Origin of the sequence: Streptomyces sp. UNOB3_S3 (genome assembly GCF_020740895.1) — a bacterium.
Taxonomy (GTDB): domain Bacteria; phylum Actinomycetota; class Actinomycetes; order Streptomycetales; family Streptomycetaceae; genus Streptomyces.
In genome coordinates, this window is record NZ_JAILXP010000054.1 from 1 (window position 1) to 19,647 (window position 19,647).

The window sequence follows — 19,647 nt, forward strand, 5'->3', positions numbered from 1 at the left end:
CCCAGATACCCCACCGGCCCCCAGTCGTCCGTCCGCGCCCGGCGCATCAGCGCCCACAGCCAGCAGGAGAGGCCCAGGGCGAGGGTGCCCGGATAGGCGAGGGTCAGGCTGAGCGAGGCCAGCCCCGGCACCCCGCTCCACGCGAACGGCACCACCCCGTGCAGCAACAGCACGCACAGCAGCGCGAGCGGCACGGCGGTGCGCGCCCGGCTGAACGTGCGGGTGAAGGCGGCGAGGCCCGTGCCCAGCAGGACGAGACCGGCGAGCCCGGCCAGCCGCAGCACTCCGAAGGTGCCCCAGCCGGTCACCGTCGCCAGCAGCGCCAGCGCGACCGTCCACGGCGAGTAGTACGGGCTCGGCGTGTCCTCGTCCACCAGGGGGTTGCCCGGGTGGACCAGGTCCGCGCGCAGCCGCTCCAGGACCGCGGCGTGCATCCCCAGGTCGCCGGACCACGGCAGCCGCACCACCATGAGCAGCAGCAGGACGCCCAGCAGCAGGACGGCGACCGCGGCCGTCCGGCGCGGCAGGCCCGCCCGGCGCGGCGGGAAGGTCCGCGAGAGCGGCGGCCGGGGCGTCCTGAAGGCCGTGGGCGGGCTCACGGGTCAGCGGGGGCGCTTGCCGGCCGCCGGCGCGCGGAGCGCTCTGGACCGCAGCCGCCAGGGCATGGCCACGGATTCGAGTTGCACGGCCAGGTTCATCTTCGACTCCCCGGCGGTGCGGTCCTCGAAGTGGATGGGCACCTCCATGACCGTGAAACCGGCGCGCAGCGCGCGGTATTTGGTCTCGACCTGGAAGCTGTAGCCCGCGCTGTCGACGCTGCCGAGCCCCACGGCCCGCAGCGCGTCCGCGCTCCACAGGTTGAAGCCGCCGGTGATGTCGCGGACCCGGGTGCCGAGGATCCCGCTGGCGTAGGCGTTGGCCCAGCGGGAGAGCAGTTTGCGGTGGGCCTTCCAGGCGTCGGAGAGGGTGCCCCCGGGCACGTACCGGCTGCCGACGACCACGTCCGCGCCGGTGGCGAGGGCGACGCCGAGCATCTCGGAGATCTTCCCGGTGGGGTGGCTGCCGTCGGCGTCCATCTGGAGCACGTACACGGCGCCCTCGGCGACGGCCCGCTCCATGCCGGCGGCGTAGGCGCGGCCGAGGCCGTCCTTGGTGGTGCGGTGCATGACGCCCATGCGCGTCCGGCCGGGCTCGTTGTACTTCTCGGCCAGTTGTTCGGCGACGGTGCCCGTGCCGTCGGGGCTGTTGTCGTCGACCACCAGCAGCCGCAGCCCTTCGAGGGGCAGGGCCATGAGCGCCTCGGCCATGGTGGGGAGGTTCTGCGCCTCGTTGTACGTCGGCATCACCACGGTCAGCGGGGTGCGGCCCCATTCGGCGGGGAGCGGTGTGGCGGCGGGCTGGGTGCGCGGAGGGCTCATGGGCGGATCCTCGGCAGACGGGAGCGGAGCGGGCGGCCTGCGACAGTTGGTCGTCGTCGGCCGTTCAAACACTAAGTCGGTGTTCGCGTGCGGGCAGGTGGTGACGGTCAGACGGCCGAGAAGCGGATTGCGGCGTCGGGGATCGCGGTCCCGCACCAGACGCGCGCCCCCTCGCGCAGCTCGTTGTCCGCGCCGACGTCGGAGCGGTCCCCGATCACCACGTCGTCCAGGAGGGTCCGGGGACCGACCCGGGCACCGGCGCCGACCATGGACACCCGGACGTGCGCGCCCTCCTCGATCCGGGCGCCGTCCAGGACGACGGAGCCCTCCACGACAGCGCCCGCCGCGACATGGGCGCCGGCCCCCACCACCGTGCCACCCAGCAACCGCGCCCCGTCCTCCACCCGGGCGCCGGGCAGCACCAGGTACTCGCCGGGGTCCCCGGGGACGGCCGGGGAGTGGACGACGCCGCGCACGAGGTCGGCGGACGCCTGGACGAAGGAGGAGGGGCGGCCCAGGTCCAGCCAGTACGAGGCGTCGACCACCCCGTGCAGCAGGGCCCGGGCGGCCAGCAGCCCGGGGAAGGTCTCCCGCTCGACGGAGACCGGCCGTCCCCGGGGGATGGCGTCGATGATCTCGCGCCGGAAGACATAGGCGCCGGCGTTGATCTGGTCGGTGACGATCTCCTCGGGGCGGCGCGGCTTCTCGGTGAAGGCCAGGACGCGGCCGTCGGGGTCGGTGGGGACCAGGCCGAACGCGCGGGGGTCGGCCACCCGGGTGAGGTGGAGGGTGACGTCGGCGCGGGCGCGTTCGTGGCGCAGCAGCAGGTCCCCGATGTCGAGGCCGGTGAGGATGTCGCCGTTGAAGACGAGGACGGGGTCGGCGGGCCCGGAGGTCAGGGCGATGGAGGCGTGCCGGATGGCCCCGCCCGTGCCCAGGGGCTCCTCCTCGTGGACGTAGGTGAGCCGCAGGCCGTGGGCGGAGCCGTCGCCGAAGTAGGGCTCGAAGACCTCGGCGAGGTAGGAGGTGGCGAGCACGACGTGCTCGACGCCGGCGGCTCTGGCGCGGGCCAGCTGATGGGCGAGGAAGGGCACCCCGGCGGCCGGGACCATGGGTTTCGGCGTGTTGATGGTGAGCGGCCGGAGCCGGGTCCCCTTGCCTCCGACGAGCAGTACCGCCTCAGTCATGCCAGTTCCTCGCCATACCGACTCTCGCCCATTGTGGTCACGCTGTCGCACTGCGTCAGTTTTTGCGGCAATTTACACTACAATCGGTTGTCTACGTGAGATGTCCGCTACGCGTGGCGACCGTATCTGGAGATGCCCTTGCGACCGACGGAATCGAGGGGGCCACGTCCGCCCGGCCGGGGAAGGCTGTCGGCGCTGGCCCGGGAGTTCGCGAAGTTCGGCACCGTGGGCGGGCTGGGGATCTTTGTGAACCTCGGGGTCTTCAACGTGTGCCGGGGGGCCACCGGGCTGCCGGTGGTGCGCTGCAGCGTGGTCGCGACGGCGGTGGCGATCGCCTTCAACTACCTGGGGCTGCGCCACTTCACCTACCGCGAGCGCGACAAGGGCCACCGCAGCAGGGAGATCGCCCTCTTCGCGGCCTTCAGCGGCATCGGACTGGTGATCGAGAACGGTGTCCTCTACATCGCCACCTACGGCTTCGGCTGGAACGGCGCGCTCCTCGGCAACCTCTTCAAGTTCCTGGGCATCGGCGCGGCGACCCTGTTCCGCTTCTGGTCCTACCGCGCCTGGGTGTTCCGGGCCCTGCCCGGGCACGCGGTGCGCCACGGCTCCCCTCACGGCGACCCGTCGAATCACGGCGACCCGTCGAACAGCACGAGCAACCCGGCCGCGTACCAACCCGAGACCACCGCACCTCCACCGTAGAGACACACCCGCACCCCCAGCGGAACACGCGCGAGCGGCCGGGCCGCCAACAACAGCGGAACCGGCAGGAACGGCAGCATGAAACGTGGTTTGGAGTACGGCGAGCCCGGCGTCCCCACCATCAGCAGCCATGCCCCGGCGACGGCCACGACCAGCGGCCAGGGCACCCGCCGGTCCAGTGCCAGCGCCACCACCGCCGCCGCCGTCAGCAGCACCAGGGCGAGCACGGCGGCGTGGCGCACATCGGCGGCCGCGCGGGGATCACGGTAGAGCAGGACCTCCCGCAGGAATTCGGCGGTGCCCGCGCCGAAGTCGAACGTCTGCCCCCACGCCCGCTCCGCCTCGAACCAGCCGTCCCAGCGCCCCACCCGGCTGCCCAGATAGAGCCAGCCGGCCAGCAGCCCCAGCGGCGCCAGGACCAGCGCCGCCCACGGCCGCGCGCCGTCCCGGCGGCGCAGCACCGCCCCTCCGGCGGCCAGCAGCACCGTGGCGATCAGCACCGTCGCCGTCGGCCGTACGAGGCCCGCCAGGGCGGCGAGGACGCCCGCCGCGACCCAGCGGCGCCGCACCAGGGCGACCAGGGCCCACATCAGCAGGGCGCTGAAGACCGCCTCCGAGTACGGCACCCACAGCGCGAAGGCGTACGGCGAGCAGGACCACAGCGCCACGCACGCGTACCCGGCGCCCCGGCCTCCCCCGCAGCACCGCACGAGCGTGTACACCCCGGCCCCGGCCACCGCCGCCGCGCACCAGGAGATCAGCACCCCGGCGTAGGCGTGGGGCAGGCCGGTCACCAGGTGCAGACCGCGGATCAACGCGGGGACGAGCGGGAAGAAGGCGAGCCGGGTGTAGTCGGGCGTGCCGTCGGGGCGGTGGGGGATGAGCCGGGGATAGCCCCGCTCGGCGATCCGGAGGTAGTTGCCGCTGTCCCAGCGGTACAGCAGCCAGCGCGTCCCATGGCCGAGGTGGTGGTTGACCAGCAGCAGGACGGCGAAGCCGACGGCGGCGACGGCCAGCTGGACGGCCGCCGCGACGACCGCCTCCCGGTACGCCGTCCGGGTGGCCGCGAGCCGTGGAACGACTGTCATCCGACTCTCTTACACATGCGAAAAGGGCGGCCCCGGGGGTTTTCCCCGGAGCCGCCCCCTTCATGCCGGTGCGGCGGTCACCCGTCAGGTGTGCGAACGCAGCAGGGTGCGCATCGTCCGCATGGCCACCGACAGGTTGGCCAGGTCGAACGCGTCCGATCCGCGGATCTCGTCGAGCGTCGTCCGCGCCCGGGTCAGGATCGGGGCGTTCTGCTCCTCCCACGTGCCGAAGCGCTGCTCCGGCGTGGAGGAGCCGTTGCCCACGGAGAGGACCTCGGCCGTCAGGGCGGCGTGGGCCGCGTAGAGGTCCTCACGGATGGAGGCGCGGGCCATGGACTGCCAGCGGTCGGCGCGCGGCAGGTCGATGATGCGGTCCATCAGCTGGGTGATGTGCAGCCGGTCGGCCAGGTCGTAGTAGACCTCGGCGACGTCCAGCGGCTCCTTGCCCGTGCGCTCGGCGGTGGCGACGATGTCCAGCGCCGGGAAGACGGACGAGAAGCCCGCGACCTTGACCGCCAGCTCGTCGGGCACCTCGGCGGCGACGAGCTCGTCGTGGATGGACTGCCACCACTCCATGTCGGCGCCGCGCAGCAGCTTGGGCAGCTCGGCCCAGACCATGTCCACGCCGTCGCGGAAGAACCCGATGGTCTCCGCGAGCGCCAGCGGCTGCGGGCGGTTGTTGAGCAGCCAGCGGGTGCCGCGCTCGACCAGCCGGCGCGAGTGGAGCCGGATCCGGGTCTGGGCGTCGGCGGCGACCACGTTGTCCAGGCCCTCGACGGCGTCCCAGACCTCGTTCAGCGAGAAGATCTCGCGGGCCGCGGTCTGCGCCCGGACGATCTCCTCCAGCGAGGCGCCGGTCTCCTCCCGCAGACGGTGGAGGAAGGTCGAGCCACCGGAGTTGACCGTGTCGTTGACCAGGACGGTCGTGACGATCTCGCGGCGCAGCGCGTGGTTGTCGATGTGCTCGCCGAACGACGTGCGCAGGGCCTGCGGGAAGTAGGCGTAGAGCAGTCGCTGGAGGTACGGGTCGTCGGGCAGCCCGGTGGTGAGCAGCTCCTCCGCCGTGGTGATCTTGATGTAGGCGAGCAGGACGGCCAGCTCGGGCTGGGTCAGCCCGCGGCCGGCGGTCAGCCGCTCCCGGATCTGCCGGTCGGAGGGCAGGAACTCCAGGGCGCGGTCGAGGTGGCCGTCGCGGGTGAGGCGGCGCATGATCCGCTGGTGGGCGTGGAGCAGGCTGGGCGCCTGGGCCACACCGTTGGCCAGGGCCACGTTCTGCGCGTAGTTGTTGCGCAGCACCAGCTCGCCGACCTCGTCGGTCATCTCGGCCAGCAGCTTGTTGCGCTGCTTGACGGTCATGTCGCCGTCGTTCACGAGGCCGTTGAGCAGGATCTTGATGTTCACCTCGTGGTCGGAGGTGTCCACGCCGGCGCTGTTGTCGATGGCGTCGGTGTTGACCCTGCCGCCGGTCGAGTCCGGGCCGCCGGTGAGGGCGAACTCGATGCGGCCGAGCTGGGTCAGACCGAGGTTGCCGCCCTCGCCGACGACCTTGACGCGCAGGTCCCGGCCGTCGACGCGGATGGCGTCGTTGGCCTTGTCGCCCACGTCGCCGTGCGACTCGGTGGACGCCTTGACGTACGTGCCGATGCCGCCGTTCCACAGGAGGTCGACCGGGGAGCTGAGGATGGCCTTCATCAGCTCGGCGGGGGTCACCTTGGTGACGCCGGGGGCGATGCCCAGGGCCTCGCGCACATGGGCGTTGACCGGGATCGACTTGGCGCTGCGGGGGTGCACGCCGCCGCCCGCGGAGAGCAGCTTGGTGTTGTAGTCGGCCCAGGAGGAGCGGGGCAGCTCGAAGAGCCGGCGGCGCTCGGCGTAGGAGACCGCCGCGTCCGGGTTCGGGTCGATGAAGATGTGGCGGTGGTCGAAGGCGGCGACCAGGCGGATGTGCTCGGAGAGCAGCATGCCGTTGCCGAAGACGTCACCGGACATGTCGCCGACGCCGACGACCGTGAAGTCCTCGGTCTGGGTGTTGTGGCCCAGCTCGCGGAAGTGGCGCTTGACCGACTCCCAGGCGCCACGGGCGGTGATGCCCATGCCCTTGTGGTCGTAGCCGGCCGAGCCGCCGGAGGCGAAGGCGTCGCCCAGCCAGAAGCCGTAGGACTCGGCGACCCCGTTGGCGATGTCGGAGAAGGTCGCGGTGCCCTTGTCGGCGGCGACGACGAGGTAGGTGTCGTCCTCGTCGTGGCGGACGACGTCCTTGGGGTGGACGACCTCGCCGCCGACCATGTTGTCGGTGATGTCGAGCAGACCGGAGATGAAGGTCTTGTACGAGGCGATGCCCTCGGCGAGCCACGCGTCACGGTCCACGGACGGGTCCGGGAGCCGCTTGCCGACGAAGCCGCCCTTGGCGCCGACGGGCACGATGACGGTGTTCTTCACCATCTGCGCCTTGACCAGGCCCAGGATCTCGGTGCGGAAGTCCTCGCGCCGGTCGGACCAGCGCAGACCGCCTCGGGCGACCTTGCCGAAGCGCAGGTGCACACCCTCGACGCGCGGCGAGTAGACCCAGATCTCGAAGGCCGGGCGGGGCGCGGGCAGGTCCGGGATGGCCTGCGGGTCCAGCTTCAGCGAGAGGTACGCGTGCGGCTCGCCCTGGCCGTTCCGCTGGAAGTGGTTGGTGCGCAGCGTGGCCTTGATGACGGTGAGGAAGGAGCGCAGGATGCGGTCCTCGTCCAGGCTCGCCACCTGGTCGAGGGCGCCCTCCAGCTCCTCCAGCAGGCCCTCGATCAGCTCGTTCCGGCCGTCCTGCGGGAGGGCCGGGGACATCCGGGCCTCGAACAGGTTGACCAGGAGGCGGGTGGTGTGGACGTTGTTGCTGAGGGTGTCCTCCATGTACGCCTGGCTGAAGGTCGTACCGGCCTGCCGGAGGTACTTGGCGTAGGCCCGCAGCACCATCGCCTGGCGCCAGTCGAGACCGGCCCGCAGCACGAGGTTGTTGAAGTTGTCGTTCTCCGCGGCGCCGGTCCACACGGCCGCGAAGGCCTCCTGGAAGCGGTTGCGCGCGTTGTCGCCCACGATGTCCTGGGGCAGCCGCAGCCCGAAGTCGTAGATCCAGGCGGTGGTCCGGTCGGCGCAGCGCAGCTCGTACGGGCGCTCGTCGACGACCTCGACGCCGAGCCGGTGGAGGACCGGCAGGACGGCGGAGAGGGAGACGGGCTCGCCCGTGCGGTAGATCTTGAAGCGGCGCTCGCCGGGGCCCGCGCCGACCGGCTCGTACAGGCTGAGCTCGAAGTCCTGCGCACCGCCGGCGGTGGTCAGCTTCTCCAGGTGGGAGAGGTCGGAGACGGCGCTGCGCGGGGTGTGGTCGGCCTTGTAGCCCTCGGGGAAGGCCTGGCCGTAGCGGCGCAGCAGCTCGGCGGCGCGCTCCTCGCCGACCTCGGCGGTGAGCGTCTCGGCGAAGCCGTCGGCCCAGGAGCGGGCGGCCTCCACCAGGCGGGCCTCGATGCGGTCGGCGTCGGCCTCGGAGAGCTCGGGCAGCGCGGAGCCGGGCTCGACACGGACGACGAAGTGCAGCCGGGAGAGGACCGACTCGGTGTTCCAGGCCGTGAAGTCGACGCTGGTGCCGTTGAGCTCTTCCTTGAGGATGTCGATCAGGCGCAGCCGGACGCCGGTGGTGTAGCGGTCGCGCGGCAGGTAGACCAGGGCGGAGTAGAAGCGCCCGTACTCGTCGCGGCGCAGGTACAGCCGCAGCCGGCGGCGTTCCTGGAGGTAGAGCACGCTGGTGGCGATGGCGCGCAGCTGGTCGGCCTGGATCTGGAAGAGCTCGTCGCGCGGGTAGGTCTCCAGGATCTGGAGCAGGTCGCGCCCGTCGTGGCTGTCGGGGCTGAAGCCGGCGTCGTCCAGGACCCGGGCGACCTTGCGGCGGATGACCGGGACGCGGCGGACGGACTCGGTGTAGGCGGCCGAGGAGAACAGGCCCAGGAAGCGGCGCTCGCCGACCACGTTGCCGGCGGCGTCGAACTTCTTCACCCCGACGTAGTCGAGGTAGGAGGGGCGATGGACGGTGGCGCGGCTGTTGGCCTTGGTGAGGACGAGCAGCTTGTGCTCACGGGCCTTGGCACGGGCGTCCGCCGGGAGCCGGCTGAAGGACGGCGAGGTGGGGCGGGGCAGCGGGGCGTGGTGGCCCACGTGGTGCCCGCCCGCGGTGTGCGAGGGGTCGGAGCGCAGGATGCCCAGGCCGGTGCCGGGGACGGCCGTGAGGACGTCCTCCTCCTCGCCGTCGGTGGTGACCTTGGTCAGGTCGTACTCGCGGTAGCCGAGGAAGGTGAAGTGATCGGCGGCCAGCCAGCGCAGCAGCTCACGGGCCTCGTCGAGCTCGGTCTGCGGGACGTCGGCGGTCGGCTCCTCGGCCAGGCCCTCGGCGATGCGCAGCGCGGCGTCGCGCATCTTGCCCCAGTCCTCGACGGTCTCGCGGACGTCGGACAGGACGCGCAGCAGGTCGGCCTCGATCTGCTTGAGGTCGTCGCGGTCGGTCTCGCGGTCGGTCTCGACGTGGATCCAGGACTCGACGAGCGCGTCGTGCGGCAGATCGGCGTCCTTGCCGTTGCCGTGCGCGTCGCAGGCGGAGCCGAGGACCTCCAGGAGGCGGCCGGTCACATCGCGGCGGACGACGACCTGCGGGTGGATGACGACATGGATGCCGCGGTTCTGGCGGGAGAGCTCATTGGTGACGGAGTCGACGAGGAAGGGCATGTCGTCGGTGACGACCTCGACGACGGAGTGGCTGGACGTCCAGCCGTTCTCCTCGACCGTCGGCGTGTGGACGCGCACGTTCGCGGTGCCCTGCGGCCGGTTCTCGGCCAGCCGGAAGTGCGAGATGGCCGCGCCGTAGACATCGACCGGGTCACGGCCGGTGAGGTCCTCGGGGGCGGTGTGCAGGTAGTAGCGCTGGAGGTAGGCGGTCAGGGTCTTCTGGTCGAGTCCGCCCTCGCCCTTGGGGCCGGCCGGGTGCGCTCCCCCCGGGCTGCCTTCAGCGACGCGGGCCGCCCGCTCGAGCAAATCGGCCTTTGCTTCGTCCAGCTTGGTCTGCATGTCCTCTGGCTCCTGTCGCGCGCCGTTGCGTGACATAGGTGGTGATGGCTTCACGTCGCGACTCGGGGTGTCCGGTCGTCACCGACGGTCCGCCGGGATGAGGGGTGGCCGGGCGGAACACGGCGAACGCCGTCCAGGAGAGCCCGGCTCCGGGGATCCGCTGCGATGGCCCGGGCGCGGTGGCGGCCCGGGGGCAGGACAGGGGCGACGGCGCCCCTGCTGGATATCGCGCTGATCACCTGGTAAGGCTATCGCCCTTCCCCCGGGACGCGTCCATGAGCTGCTTCTATACATTACGGCCACGAAACCTTCGCACTCTGGACAGCACGGCCTCAGATCACGAGACGTTCCGCCTCGGCGACGGCCTCCGCCAGGCTGTCCACCACCGGGACGCCCGCCTCCGCGAGACTGTCCCGGCTGTGCGAACCGCCCGTGTAGAGCACGGCGTGCGCACCGACGTGCGCCGCCGCGACGGCGTCGTCCACGGCGTCCCCGATGACCACGGTACGCCGGGCGGCCACGCCGTCCAGCCCCGTGAGATGGCGCACCATGTGCTCCGTCTTGCTGCCGCCGGAAGGTCCGGTGCGTCCGTCCACCCGGATGAATCTGCGCTCGATGCCGAAGCCCCGCACCAGCGGCACCAGGGCCTCGTGCCCGTACATCGACATGATCGACTGGGTGCCGCCGGCGTCCTGCCAGCGGGCCAGCAGCGACTCGGCGCCGTCCGCGAGGCCGCAGCGTATGTGATGGTCCGCGTAGTGCCGGTGGAAGACGACGTCCATCCGCTCCCACTCGGCCGACGTGGGGAGGCGCCCCATCAGGCGCTCGTAGAAGCGCGGGATCGGGACGCAGTACAGCTCCCGGTACCTGGCCAGGGTGATGGGCGCCAGGCCGATCTCGGCGAAGGCGGCGTTGGTCGCCGTGATCACCGCGTCGGTGTCGTGGAACAGCGTCCCGTTCCAGTCCCAGACGATGTGCGGCGTGGCCTGTGCGCCCCGCTCCCCGTTGCCCAGCGTGCCCATGCTCTGCGTCCCCATGCTCACGACCGTACCGTCCGGGTCCGACAGACCCCTCAGACGAGGTTCGGGATCTCCTGGACGCCGAACCACATCAGCTCGTGGTCGTCGGCCCCGTCCACGGTGAACTGCGCGTCGTCGTCGCCCTGGTCGGCGGCGCCCAGCGCGGCCGCGGCGGCGGCCACGTCCTCCTCGGCGTCGTCCGCGTCGACGTGCACCGAGGCCGCCTTCCTCAGCGGCACGGCCTCCGCGAGCCGCACCTCGCCGAGCGCCGACCGGTCCGGCCCGCGCTCCGGGTCGGCGGTCACCGCCGCGTCGGGCACGTCGACCGCGACGACCACGCGCCGCCGGGGCGCCCCCGGATCGGCCGCCAGCTGCCGCAGCGAGCCCTGCGCGGCCCGGCTCAGCGCCGCGTACTCCAGTTCCTCGGTGTCGTCCGAGACGTACCACTCGCGCAGGGCGGGGGTGACGGCGTAGGCGTCCAGCGGCGCCGGGCCCAGCAGGCCCGCCTTGTGCGCCTCGGCGAGGCCGTGGAGGGTCAGGGGGACGTAGACGCGCATGACCGCCGCTTTCCTGCTTTCTGAGGGCTTACGAACAGTGCTGCCAGCATACGGGCGCGAGTCCCCCTTCGAAGTGCCGGAGGCCCCATAGGGGGCCTCGGCCCGCACGCCCCGGTCGCCCGCCGTGCCCGCCCCGCGGGGCCGGGGTCCCCCTGATAGGTGAACGACTCCGGTCCGGCGGCCGGCCCGGGGACGTCCTTGCCCGCCCCCGAACGGCGCCGGTAGAAGATCCACCGACCGAAGCCACGCCCGGTGCCAGCCGGGCCGCACACAGCCGGGGGCGATCGCGTGTACAGGACCAGGGGACCCGCCGGCACAGGCCCGGCCGCGCCGCCGCGGCGCACGGACTCCCGGCGGCCCGCCGCCGACGCGGCCGCCCGGCGCCACGAACGCGAGCGGCGCCATCCGCGCTACTGGTTCGCCGAGCGGCTGCTGCTGACCCTCAGCGGGCAGCGCCCGGTGCACTGGATGCTCGGGCACACCCTGCCCGCGGCCTACGACCAGCTGGCCGAGCTGGCGCCCGGGGCGCCCCTGCGGCCCGTCCCGCCGGGGCACGGCATCCCCTTCGTACGCCACTGCGACGAGTTCCAGCCCCGGCCCGGGGTGATCGAGGCGTTCGCCCGGATCGCCTCGGGCGACCGGCTGCGGGCGCTGGCCTTCCGGCTGGAGCACTGCCCGGACCGGCGGTGGCGGTGCGCCGCCGTGGAGCTGGGCGGAGCCCGTGCCTGAACACGACGGAGGGCGGGACACCGGTGGTGTCCCGCCCTCCTATGAGCCTGTGCCGCGCCGTTACTTCTTGCGGCGGCGGCCGCCGGCGCCGCGCTGGGCCTTGCGGCGCTCGGCGCGGGTCAGGCCGTCCGCCTCGGAGCGGTACTCGGTCATCTCGTCACCCGTGAGGTCACGCTCGTCGAGACCGGCCTCGCCGTCCACCGTGGGGGCGGAGAAGTGCAGCCGGTCGGGGCGCTGCGGGGTGTCCAGGCCCTTCGCGCGGATCTCCGGGCGGGCGGCGGGCACGGTGTCCTGGACCTTCTCCAGGGACGGCGCCTCGCGCTGCTCGACGGGGACCTCCTCGAGCTGCTGGTCGACCTGGACCTCCAGGTTGAACAGGTAGCCGACCGACTCCTCCTTGATGCCCTCCATCATCGCGGTGAACATGTCGAAGCCCTCGCGCTGGTACTCGACCAGGGGGTCCTTCTGGGCCATCGCCCGCAGGCCGATGCCCTCCTGGAGGTAGTCCATCTCGTAGAGGTGCTCACGCCACTTGCGGTCCAGGACGGACAGCACGACGCGGCGCTCCAGCTCGCGCATGATGTCGGAGCCGAGCTGCTCCTCACGGGCGGCGTACTGGTCGTGGATGTCGTCCTTGACGGACTCGGCGATGAACTCGGCGGTGATGCCCGCGCGGTCGCCCGCCGCGTCCTCCAGCTCCTCGATGGTGACCTTGACCGGGTAGAGCTGCTTGAAGGCGCCCCACAGCCGCTCCAGGTCCCACTCCTCGGCGAAGCCCTCGACGGTCTCCTGGCGGATGTAGTCGTCGATGGTGTCGTCCATGAAGTGGGCGACCTGCTCGTGGAGGTCCTCGCCCTCCAGGACGCGACGGCGCTCGGCGTAGATGACCTCGCGCTGGCGGTTGAGCACCTCGTCGTACTTCAGGACGTTCTTACGGGTCTCGAAGTTCTGCTGCTCGACCTGCGACTGGGCGGAGGCGATGGCCCGGGTGACCATCTTGTTCTCGATCGGCACATCGTCGGGGACGTTGGCGATGGCCATCACGCGCTCGACCATCTGGGCCTTGAACAGGCGCATCAGGTCGTCGCCCAGCGACAGGTAGAAGCGGGACTCGCCCGGGTCGCCCTGACGGCCGGAACGACCGCGCAGCTGGTTGTCGATACGGCGCGACTCGTGGCGCTCGGTGCCGAGGACGTAGAGCCCACCGAGGCCCTTGACCTCCTCGAACTCGGCCTTGACCGCGGCCTCGGCCTTCTCCAGGGCGGCGGGCAGCGCGGCCGCCCACTCCTCGACGTGCTCCACCGGGTCCAGGCCGCGCTGGCGCAGCTCCGCCTCGGCGAGGTCGTCGGGGTTGCCGCCGAGCTTGATGTCCGTACCGCGGCCGGCCATGTTGGTGGCGACGGTGACGGCGCCCTTGCGGCCCGCCTGGGCGACGATCTGGGCCTCGCGCTCGTGGTGCTTGGCGTTGAGGACCTCGTGCGGGATGCCGCGCTTGGACAGCTGCTGCGAGAGGTACTCGGACTTCTCGACCGAGGTCGTGCCGACCAGGATCGGCTGGCCCTTCTCGTGCTTCTCGGCGATGTCCTCGACGACGGCGGCGAACTTCGCGACCTCGGTGCGGTAGATCAGGTCCGACTGGTCCTTGCGCTGCATCGGACGGTTCGTCGGGATCGGCACCACGCCGAGCTTGTAGATCTGGTGGAACTCGGCGGCCTCGGTCATGGCCGTACCGGTCATACCGGACAGCTTGGAGTAGAGGCGGAAGAAGTTCTGAAGGGTGATCGTGGCGAGCGTCTGGTTCTCGTCCTTGATGTCCACCCCTTCCTTCGCCTCGATCGCCTGGTGCATGCCCTCGTTGTAGCGGCGGCCGGCGAGGATACGCCCGGTGTGCTCGTCGACGATCATGACTTCGCCGTCCATGACGACGTAGTCCTTGTCCTTCTTGAACAGTTCCTTCGCCTTGATGGCGTTGTTCAGATAGCCGACGAGGGGGGTGTTGACCGACTCGTAGAGGTTGTCGATGCCCAGCCAGTCCTCGACCTTGGCCACGCCGGCCTCGTGGATGGCGACCGTGCGCTTCTTCTCGTCGACGTCGTAGTCGCCGGTCTCCTCGACGCCCTTCTGCGGGTTCGCCGGCTCACCCTTGGTCAGGCGGGTGACGAGCTTGGCGAAGTCGCCGTACCACTTCGTGGCCTGGTCGGCCGGGCCGGAGATGATCAGCGGCGTACGGGCCTCGTCGACCAGGATGGAGTCGACCTCGTCGACCACGGCGAAGTTGTGCCCGCGCTGGACCAGCTCGTCCTGGGACCACGCCATGTTGTCGCGCAGGTAGTCGAAGCCGAACTCGTTGTTCGTGCCGTACGTGATGTCGCAGCCGTACTGCTCGCGGCGCTGCGCCGGGGTCATGTTGGCGAGGATGCAGCCGACCGACAGGCCCAGGAACTTGTGCACCCGGCCCATCAACTCCGAGTCGCGCTCCGCCAGGTAGTCGTTCACCGTGATCAGGTGGACGCCCTCGCCCGACAGCGCGTTCAGGTACGCCGGGAGGGTGCCGACGAGGGTCTTGCCCTCACCGGTCTTCATCTCCGCGACATAGCCCAGGTGCAGCGCGGCGCCACCCATGAGCTGGACGTCGTAGTGCCGCTGGCCCAGGACGCGCTTGGCGGCCTCACGGACGGTCGCGAAGGCCTCCGGCAGCAGGTCGTCCAGGCTCTCGCCGTCGGCGTACCGCTGCTTGTACTCCTCGGTCAGGGCGCGCAGCTCAGCGTCGGAGAGGTGCAGGAAGTCCTCTTCGATGGAATTGACCTGGTCCGCGATGCGGTGCAGCTTGCGCAGGATCTTGCCTTCTCCTGCACGCATGATCTTGCCGAAGACGGACACGTAGGCTGGCTCCTTGCCGGTCGGGCCTGGGCACGGTTGGGGTGCGCGGGCACGACGGGACAGTCCCCGCCGCAACGGCCATCGTAAGCGAGGACCCCACCACGCCGGGAGGTCCGTCATCACCGAGGCCGGGTGTCACCCACTGTGAGAACGAACGGCACTCCCGGAAGGTGCCGGAGCGGCGAAATTCGGACACGTCCGAAGCGCCCCGAATCTAGACTCCGCCCATGGAGCCCATACATCTGACCACCGAACGCCTGCTGCTGCGCCCGTTCACCTCGTCGGACGTACCCGCCGTGCACGCGGCCTGCCAGGACCCGGACATCCCGCGCTACACCAGCGTGCCCTCCCCCTACACACCGGAGGACGCCCGCGCGTTCATCGGGACGAAGTGCCCGGACGGCTGGCGCGATGACTCCATGTACACGTTCGGTCTCTTCTCGCGCGAGGGCGGCCGGCTCGTCGGCTCCATGTGCCTGGTGCGGCTCGCCGAGCTGTACACCCCCGAACGCCAGGCCGAGCTCGGCTACTGGACGGCCAAGGAGGCCCGCGGCCGCGGCTACACCGTGGAGGCCGCGCGCGAGGTGATCCGCTGGGCCTTCGAGGACCTGGGCGTCGAGCGCCTGGAGTGGTACGCCGAGGCGGGCAACGAGGGCTCGCGCGGCGTCGCCCTGAAGGCAGGGTTCCGGATGGAGGGCACCATGCGCTCGAAGATCGTCCACAACGGCACCCGCCGCGACGCCTGGACCGGCTCGCTGCTCCCCTCGGACCTCGGCCGGCCGACCCGGACCCCCTACCTGCCGTTTCCCGGGCGCGGCTGATCATCACCGGGTGATGTCAGTGGTCCCCTCTAGGGTGATCGGCATGACAACTGCCGTCACCGTCAAGGCCGGTACGTCCGGCGCACGCCCTTCCGGGGACCACGGGGCCGCCGTCCGGCTCTCCGCCGACGAGGCGCGCCGGCTGGCCCTGTGCGCGCAGGGCCTGCTCGGCACGCCCGACCGGAAGGCGGGCCCCCGGGGAGTGCTGCGCCGGCTGGGCGCGGTCCAGCTGGACACGATCTCGGTGCTCGCCCGCTCGCACGAGCTGGTGCCCTACGCCCGGCTGGGCGCCGTCGGGCGGAGCGCGGTCGAGGAGGCGTACTGGAGCGGGGACGCCGAGACGGGGGCCTTCGAGTACTGGTCGCACGCGGCGTGCATTCTGCCGATCGAGGAGTGGCCGCTGTTCGCCTTCCGCCGCCGGGCCATGCGGGAGCGCGGCCACCGCTGGCACATCATGGCGGACGCCGACCGCTCGTGCGCGGCCGTCCGGGACCGGCTCAGGGCCGAGGGCCCGCTGACGGCCACGGATCTGGGCGGCGCCAAGAACGGCGGCGATTGGTACGACTGGTCCGAGACGAAGATCGCGGTGGAGTGGCTGCTGGACACCGGCGAGGTGGTCTGCACCCGCCGACGCGGCTGGAAGCGGGTCTACGACCTGGCCGAGCGCGCCGTGCCGGACGCCCTCTTCCACGACGACCTCGACGACACCGAGTGCATACGGCGCCTGGTGGCCCAGGCGGGCGCGGCAATGGGCGTGGCGACGCGCGCGGACCTGGCGGACTATCACCGGCTCAAGGGCGAGCAGGTCGACGCGGTCGTCGACGGCACGGGGCTGGTACCGGTCGAGGTGGCGGGCTGGGACAAGGCGGCCTGGGCCGACCCGGCGGCGCTGGCCGAGGAGCCCCGGGGCCGGCACCGTACGGCGCTGCTCTCGCCGTTCGACTCGCTGATCTGGGACCGGCCGCGCACGGAGCGGATATTCGGCTTCACCCACCGGCTGGAGGCGTATGTCCCCAAGGACAAGCGCGTCCACGGGTATTTCGCGATGCCGCTGCTGACGGGCGGCCGGCTGGCGGGCCGGGTGGATCCGGCGCGCGACGGCCGGACGCTGGTGGCCCGGCAGGTGTCGCTCGAGGACCCCAAGGCCGTCGAGCCCATGGCCCGGGCGCTGTGGGAGGCGGCCGAGTGGGTGGGCTGCGACAGTGTGCGCGTCGAGCGCTGCGACGACGCGAAGCTGGCCGCCGCCCTGGTGACCGCCCTCGGCTGAGCCCCGCGACGGCCCGGCGGACGGCGGGCGGCGGTTCGGCGGACGGCAGCCCGGCAGCCCGGCGGGCGGCGGGCGGCGGGCGGCGGCTCAGCGGATCTCGAGGATCTTCTCCCGCATCGCGTAGACGACCGCTTCCATCCTGGAGTGCAGCTGGAGCTTCTCCAGGATGTTGCGGACGTGGTTCTTGACGGTGTTCTCGCTGATGAACAACTCCTTGGCGATGTCGCGGTTGTTCATCCCGGTGGCGACGAGCTTGAGCACCTCCAGCTCGCGGTCGGTGAGCCGGGGGGCGGGCACCAGCCTGCGCTCGTCGGTGCGCTGGATCATCGACTTGAACTCGGTCAGGAGCTTGGAGGCCATCGACGGGCTGATCTGGGACTGGCCGTCGGCGACCGCCCGGATGGCCGTCGCCACCTCGTCGGTGGAGATCTCCTTGAGGAGGTAACCGGTCGCCCCGGCCTTGATGGCGTCGTAGAGGTCGGCTTCCTCGTCGCTGATCGTCAGCATGATGATCTTCGCGCTGGGGGCCACCTCCTTGATGGAGGTGCAGGCCTCGATGCCGCCGCGCTTGGGCATCCGGACGTCCATGAGAACGATGTCGGGCAGCAGGTCGGCCGCCTTGTCCACCGCCTCCGCGCCGTCCCCGGCCTCCCCGACGACCTCGATGTCCTCCTCGTGCTTGAGGACGATCTCCAGCCCCCTGCGGAAGAGGGCGTGGTCGTCCACGACGAGGACCCTGATCGGCTCCCTCCGCGCGGCGTCCCGCCCGTCCCGGGCGCCTTCCTCGTCGTCCTCGCCGGCCCCGATCACGGGCCCGAACCTGTCCGCCATTGTTCCTCCCCCTGAAGGCCATGGCCCGTCGCGGTCGCTCGGTCCGGCGCCGCCCCAATCGGCTCCGGCGGACCGGTGATTGGTCCGGGCCATGATTTCATGCCGGACCGCCGGACGGTGCTTCCCCGGCCGCGGAGGTGGCGCGCCGCACAAGCGGTGCCCCGGGAACGCGCCGGGCGCTCCGGGGCACCGTCACGGGTCCGCGGCTCACGGGGCCCGGCCGCGGCGTACGGCCGGGCCGCACGGGTCAGCCGCCGAGCTCTCCGCCCGCTCCTCCGGGCTCTCCGCTGTAGAAGGGGTCGCTGTTCAGGCGGATGACGCCGTAGTCGTACGCGTGCCGCCGGTAGACGACACTGGGCATCTTGGTCTCGGAGTCGACGAACAGATAGAAATCGTGGCCGACCAACTCCATCTCGTAGAGCGCCTGGTCGAGCGCCATGGGGGCCGCGGAGTGGGTCTTCTCGCGGACCACCAGGGGGCCTTCTCCCCGGATCTCCAGTGGTCCCATGTGGGTGACGGGCACCTCGCCCGCCGCCTGCTCCGCGACGAGTTCACCGCTGTCGTTGAGCTCTGCGGCGCCGCTGACGGCGCCGACGCCGCTCGCCGGAACGCGTCCGTTGCCCCGGCGGGAGTGACGCTTGTCGTTCTGCTTGCGCAGCTGTGCCTCGAGCTTGCTCGTGGCCAGATCGAGCGCGGCATAGGGATCCGCCGCTGCGGCCTCCGCGCGGATGACCGGTCCACGGGAGATCACCGTGATCTCCACTCGGTCCGAGCGGTCGGCCTGCCTCGGGTTGGGCTCCTTGGACACCTCCACGTCGAGGCGAATCAGCTTGCCGTCCAGCTTCTGGACCTTGTCCAGATTCAGCTTCTCGGCCACGTGCTTGCGAAACCGCTCGGGCACCTCTGTCTTGCGGCCCTTGACGACGATGTCCACGCAGAACTCCGTTCCCGGATCGCTCCGCCGAAGGTTGCGGAGCGCATCCCTCTTGCATCAGGCCCCGGGGAGAGCCGGAGCCACCGACTAAGCGGTTTTCACCTCCTCCTCCCCCGTCGGCAAGATCTACACCCCACCGGCCTCAAGGCTCCACGGGCTACTTACAAGCTTCCGCCCGGGCGTACAAAGCACGCCAATCGGAGATACCAGGCATAGATCCTGCCCTTCCTCACAACCGAACATATCTCGCTCGGAAGCCCGTCGGTACCCCCTATCTCGACGTACCTCCGTTCAGGTGTTTTCCGGCCGTTTCCCTCAGCAACGCGGGGCGTTCCCCGTCAGTTCCGGTTTGTTTCCGAACGCTCTCGGTGCCGCCGCGATCACGGCGGCGGCCATGACCCGGGCGTCGCGGACCGTCACCGCGCGGGCCGCCTCCGCCAGCGAGGCACCGGTCGTCATGAGGTCGTCCACCAGCACCACCTGCTCTCCCGAGCGCCACAGCCGCTCCGCTCCCCGGGCGGCCTCCATCGCCCCCGCCACGTTCGCCGCGCGCCGCCGGGCGTCCAGGCCCGACTGGTCGAGGACGGCCCGCCGCAGCCGCAGCACCGCCGCCACCCGCGCGGGCACCCCGGAGCCGCGCAGTGCCCGGGCCGCCGCCAGCGCGACCCGCCGCCCGGCGTCATGCCCCCGCCCGGCCACCGCCGACCGCGCGGACGGCACCGGCACGAGCAATAACGGGCCGCTCCGGCCCCGTACGCCCCACGCCGCACCAGGACGACCGGCCGCCCGCACCGCGCCCGCCAGCGCGGCGCCCAGCGGCTCGGCCAGCGCGAGCCCGCCCCGCTCCTTGTGGGCGATCAGCGCCGAGCGCACCCCGCCCTCGTACCGCGCGGAGGCGTGCACGGGCGGCAGCCCGGGCGGGACCGGATCGGGCCGCACCCGCCGCGCCGCCCGCCCGCACAGCTCCGCACGGCATCCCTCGCACAGCACGGACCGCGGCAGCCCGCACCCCGCGCAGTCCACCGGCGCCACCAGGCCGGCGAGCTCCTGCCACCACCCGCGCATGGCTCCACTCTCGCGCGCGGCCCCGGAAGCCGCCACCCCTGTGGAAAACCCGCGG

General features: G+C 71.7%; 14 protein-coding genes and 1 pseudogene. 4 read left to right on the forward strand and 11 right to left on the reverse strand.

The annotated features are described in order from the left end of the window. The 3 genes and pseudogenes from K6I33_RS08650 to K6I33_RS08660 all read right to left on the reverse strand — a co-directional run. Positions 1-599: pseudogene (locus K6I33_RS08650) on the reverse strand (hypothetical protein); the annotation flags it as partial. Positions 600-602: 3 nt separating this feature from the next. Continuing rightward, positions 603-1,418 carry a polyprenol monophosphomannose synthase gene (locus K6I33_RS08655; RefSeq protein ID WP_229349504.1) on the reverse strand — a complete coding sequence of 272 codons (816 nt, stop codon included), beginning with the start codon at positions 1,416-1,418 and terminating at the stop codon, positions 603-605. Positions 1,419-1,525: 107 nt separating this feature from the next. Then, positions 1,526-2,605, reverse strand: coding sequence for a sugar phosphate nucleotidyltransferase (locus tag K6I33_RS08660; RefSeq protein WP_229349506.1), 1,080 nt, complete (start codon positions 2,603-2,605; stop codon positions 1,526-1,528). A 138-nt stretch (positions 2,606-2,743) separates the two neighbouring features. Between K6I33_RS08660 and K6I33_RS08665 the strand changes: the two genes are divergently transcribed. Then, complete coding sequence (locus K6I33_RS08665; protein ID WP_229349508.1) at positions 2,744-3,310, forward strand: GtrA family protein; 567 nt, start codon at positions 2,744-2,746, stop codon at positions 3,308-3,310. Here K6I33_RS08665 and K6I33_RS08670 read toward each other — a convergent pair. The 4 genes from K6I33_RS08670 to K6I33_RS08685 form a co-directional block, all read right to left on the reverse strand. Next, positions 3,238-4,398: a hypothetical protein gene (locus K6I33_RS08670; protein ID WP_229349510.1), complete on the reverse strand. Its 1,161-nt coding sequence runs from the start codon at positions 4,396-4,398 to the stop codon at positions 3,238-3,240. The genes K6I33_RS08665 and K6I33_RS08670 overlap by 73 nt on opposite strands. An 84-nt stretch (positions 4,399-4,482) precedes the next feature. Continuing rightward, entirely contained in the window at positions 4,483-9,489 is a 5,007-nt protein-coding gene (locus K6I33_RS08675) for an NAD-glutamate dehydrogenase (RefSeq protein ID WP_229349512.1), read from the reverse strand. Between the two features lie 332 nt (positions 9,490-9,821). Next, positions 9,822-10,526, reverse strand: coding sequence for an HAD family hydrolase (locus K6I33_RS08680; protein WP_229349514.1), 705 nt, complete (start codon positions 10,524-10,526; stop codon positions 9,822-9,824). Positions 10,527-10,561: 35 nt separating this feature from the next. Further along, entirely contained in the window at positions 10,562-11,065 is a 504-nt protein-coding gene (locus K6I33_RS08685; RefSeq protein WP_229349516.1) for a hypothetical protein, read from the reverse strand. A gap of 288 nt (positions 11,066-11,353) precedes the next feature. Between K6I33_RS08685 and K6I33_RS08690 the strand changes: the two genes are divergently transcribed. Beyond that, positions 11,354-11,794: an Rv3235 family protein gene (locus K6I33_RS08690; protein ID WP_229349518.1), complete on the forward strand. Its 441-nt coding sequence runs from the start codon at positions 11,354-11,356 to the stop codon at positions 11,792-11,794. A 60-nt stretch (positions 11,795-11,854) separates the two neighbouring features. Here K6I33_RS08690 and secA read toward each other — a convergent pair whose 3' ends face one another. Further along, positions 11,855-14,674 (reverse strand): preprotein translocase subunit SecA, encoded by a 2,820-nt coding sequence (secA, locus tag K6I33_RS08695; RefSeq protein WP_229349520.1) that lies wholly within the window; start codon positions 14,672-14,674, stop codon positions 11,855-11,857. Between the two features lie 227 nt (positions 14,675-14,901). Between secA and K6I33_RS08700 the strand changes: the two genes are divergently transcribed. Together K6I33_RS08700 and K6I33_RS08705 are read left to right on the forward strand one after the other, a co-directional pair. Continuing rightward, the gene (locus tag K6I33_RS08700) at positions 14,902-15,495 is read left to right on the forward strand and encodes a GNAT family N-acetyltransferase (protein ID WP_229349522.1); all 594 of its coding nucleotides are present in this window, start codon (positions 14,902-14,904) and stop codon (positions 15,493-15,495) included. A 13-nt stretch (positions 15,496-15,508) separates the two neighbouring features. After that, complete coding sequence (locus K6I33_RS08705) at positions 15,509-16,762, forward strand: winged helix-turn-helix domain-containing protein (protein WP_229349524.1); 1,254 nt, start codon at positions 15,509-15,511, stop codon at positions 16,760-16,762. Between the two features lie 87 nt (positions 16,763-16,849). Here K6I33_RS08705 and K6I33_RS08710 read toward each other — a convergent pair whose 3' ends face one another. From K6I33_RS08710 to K6I33_RS08720, 3 genes are all read right to left on the reverse strand, one after another. After that, positions 16,850-17,593, reverse strand: coding sequence for a response regulator transcription factor (locus K6I33_RS08710; protein WP_229349526.1), 744 nt, complete (start codon positions 17,591-17,593; stop codon positions 16,850-16,852). Positions 17,594-17,840: 247 nt separating this feature from the next. Continuing rightward, complete coding sequence (gene hpf / locus K6I33_RS08715; RefSeq protein ID WP_229349528.1) at positions 17,841-18,527, reverse strand: ribosome hibernation-promoting factor, HPF/YfiA family; 687 nt, start codon at positions 18,525-18,527, stop codon at positions 17,841-17,843. A gap of 315 nt (positions 18,528-18,842) precedes the next feature. Continuing rightward, a complete protein-coding gene (locus tag K6I33_RS08720) occupies positions 18,843-19,592 on the reverse strand; it encodes a ComF family protein (protein WP_229349530.1) in 750 nt (249 codons plus the stop codon). Positions 19,593-19,647 lie beyond the last annotated feature (55 nt).

Coding starts and splice junctions, on each gene's coding strand:
- K6I33_RS08655 (WP_229349504.1), bottom strand. CDS start 1,418: ATGAGCCCTCCGCGCACCCAGCCCGCCGCCACACCGCTCCCCGCCGAA.
- K6I33_RS08670 (WP_229349510.1), bottom strand. CDS start 4,398: ATGACAGTCGTTCCACGGCTCGCGGCCACCCGGACGGCGTACCGGGAG.
- K6I33_RS08705 (WP_229349524.1), top strand. CDS start 15,509: ATGTCAGTGGTCCCCTCTAGGGTGATCGGCATGACAACTGCCGTCACC.
- K6I33_RS08675 (WP_229349512.1), bottom strand. CDS start 9,489: ATGCAGACCAAGCTGGACGAAGCAAAGGCCGATTTGCTCGAGCGGGCG.
- K6I33_RS08700 (WP_229349522.1), top strand. CDS start 14,902: ATGGAGCCCATACATCTGACCACCGAACGCCTGCTGCTGCGCCCGTTC.
- K6I33_RS08720 (WP_229349530.1), bottom strand. CDS start 19,592: ATGCGCGGGTGGTGGCAGGAGCTCGCCGGCCTGGTGGCGCCGGTGGAC.
- K6I33_RS08680 (WP_229349514.1), bottom strand. CDS start 10,526: ATGGGGACGCAGAGCATGGGCACGCTGGGCAACGGGGAGCGGGGCGCA.
- K6I33_RS08685 (WP_229349516.1), bottom strand. CDS start 11,065: ATGCGCGTCTACGTCCCCCTGACCCTCCACGGCCTCGCCGAGGCGCAC.
- K6I33_RS08710 (WP_229349526.1), bottom strand. CDS start 17,593: ATGGCGGACAGGTTCGGGCCCGTGATCGGGGCCGGCGAGGACGACGAG.
- K6I33_RS08660 (WP_229349506.1), bottom strand. CDS start 2,605: ATGACTGAGGCGGTACTGCTCGTCGGAGGCAAGGGGACCCGGCTCCGG.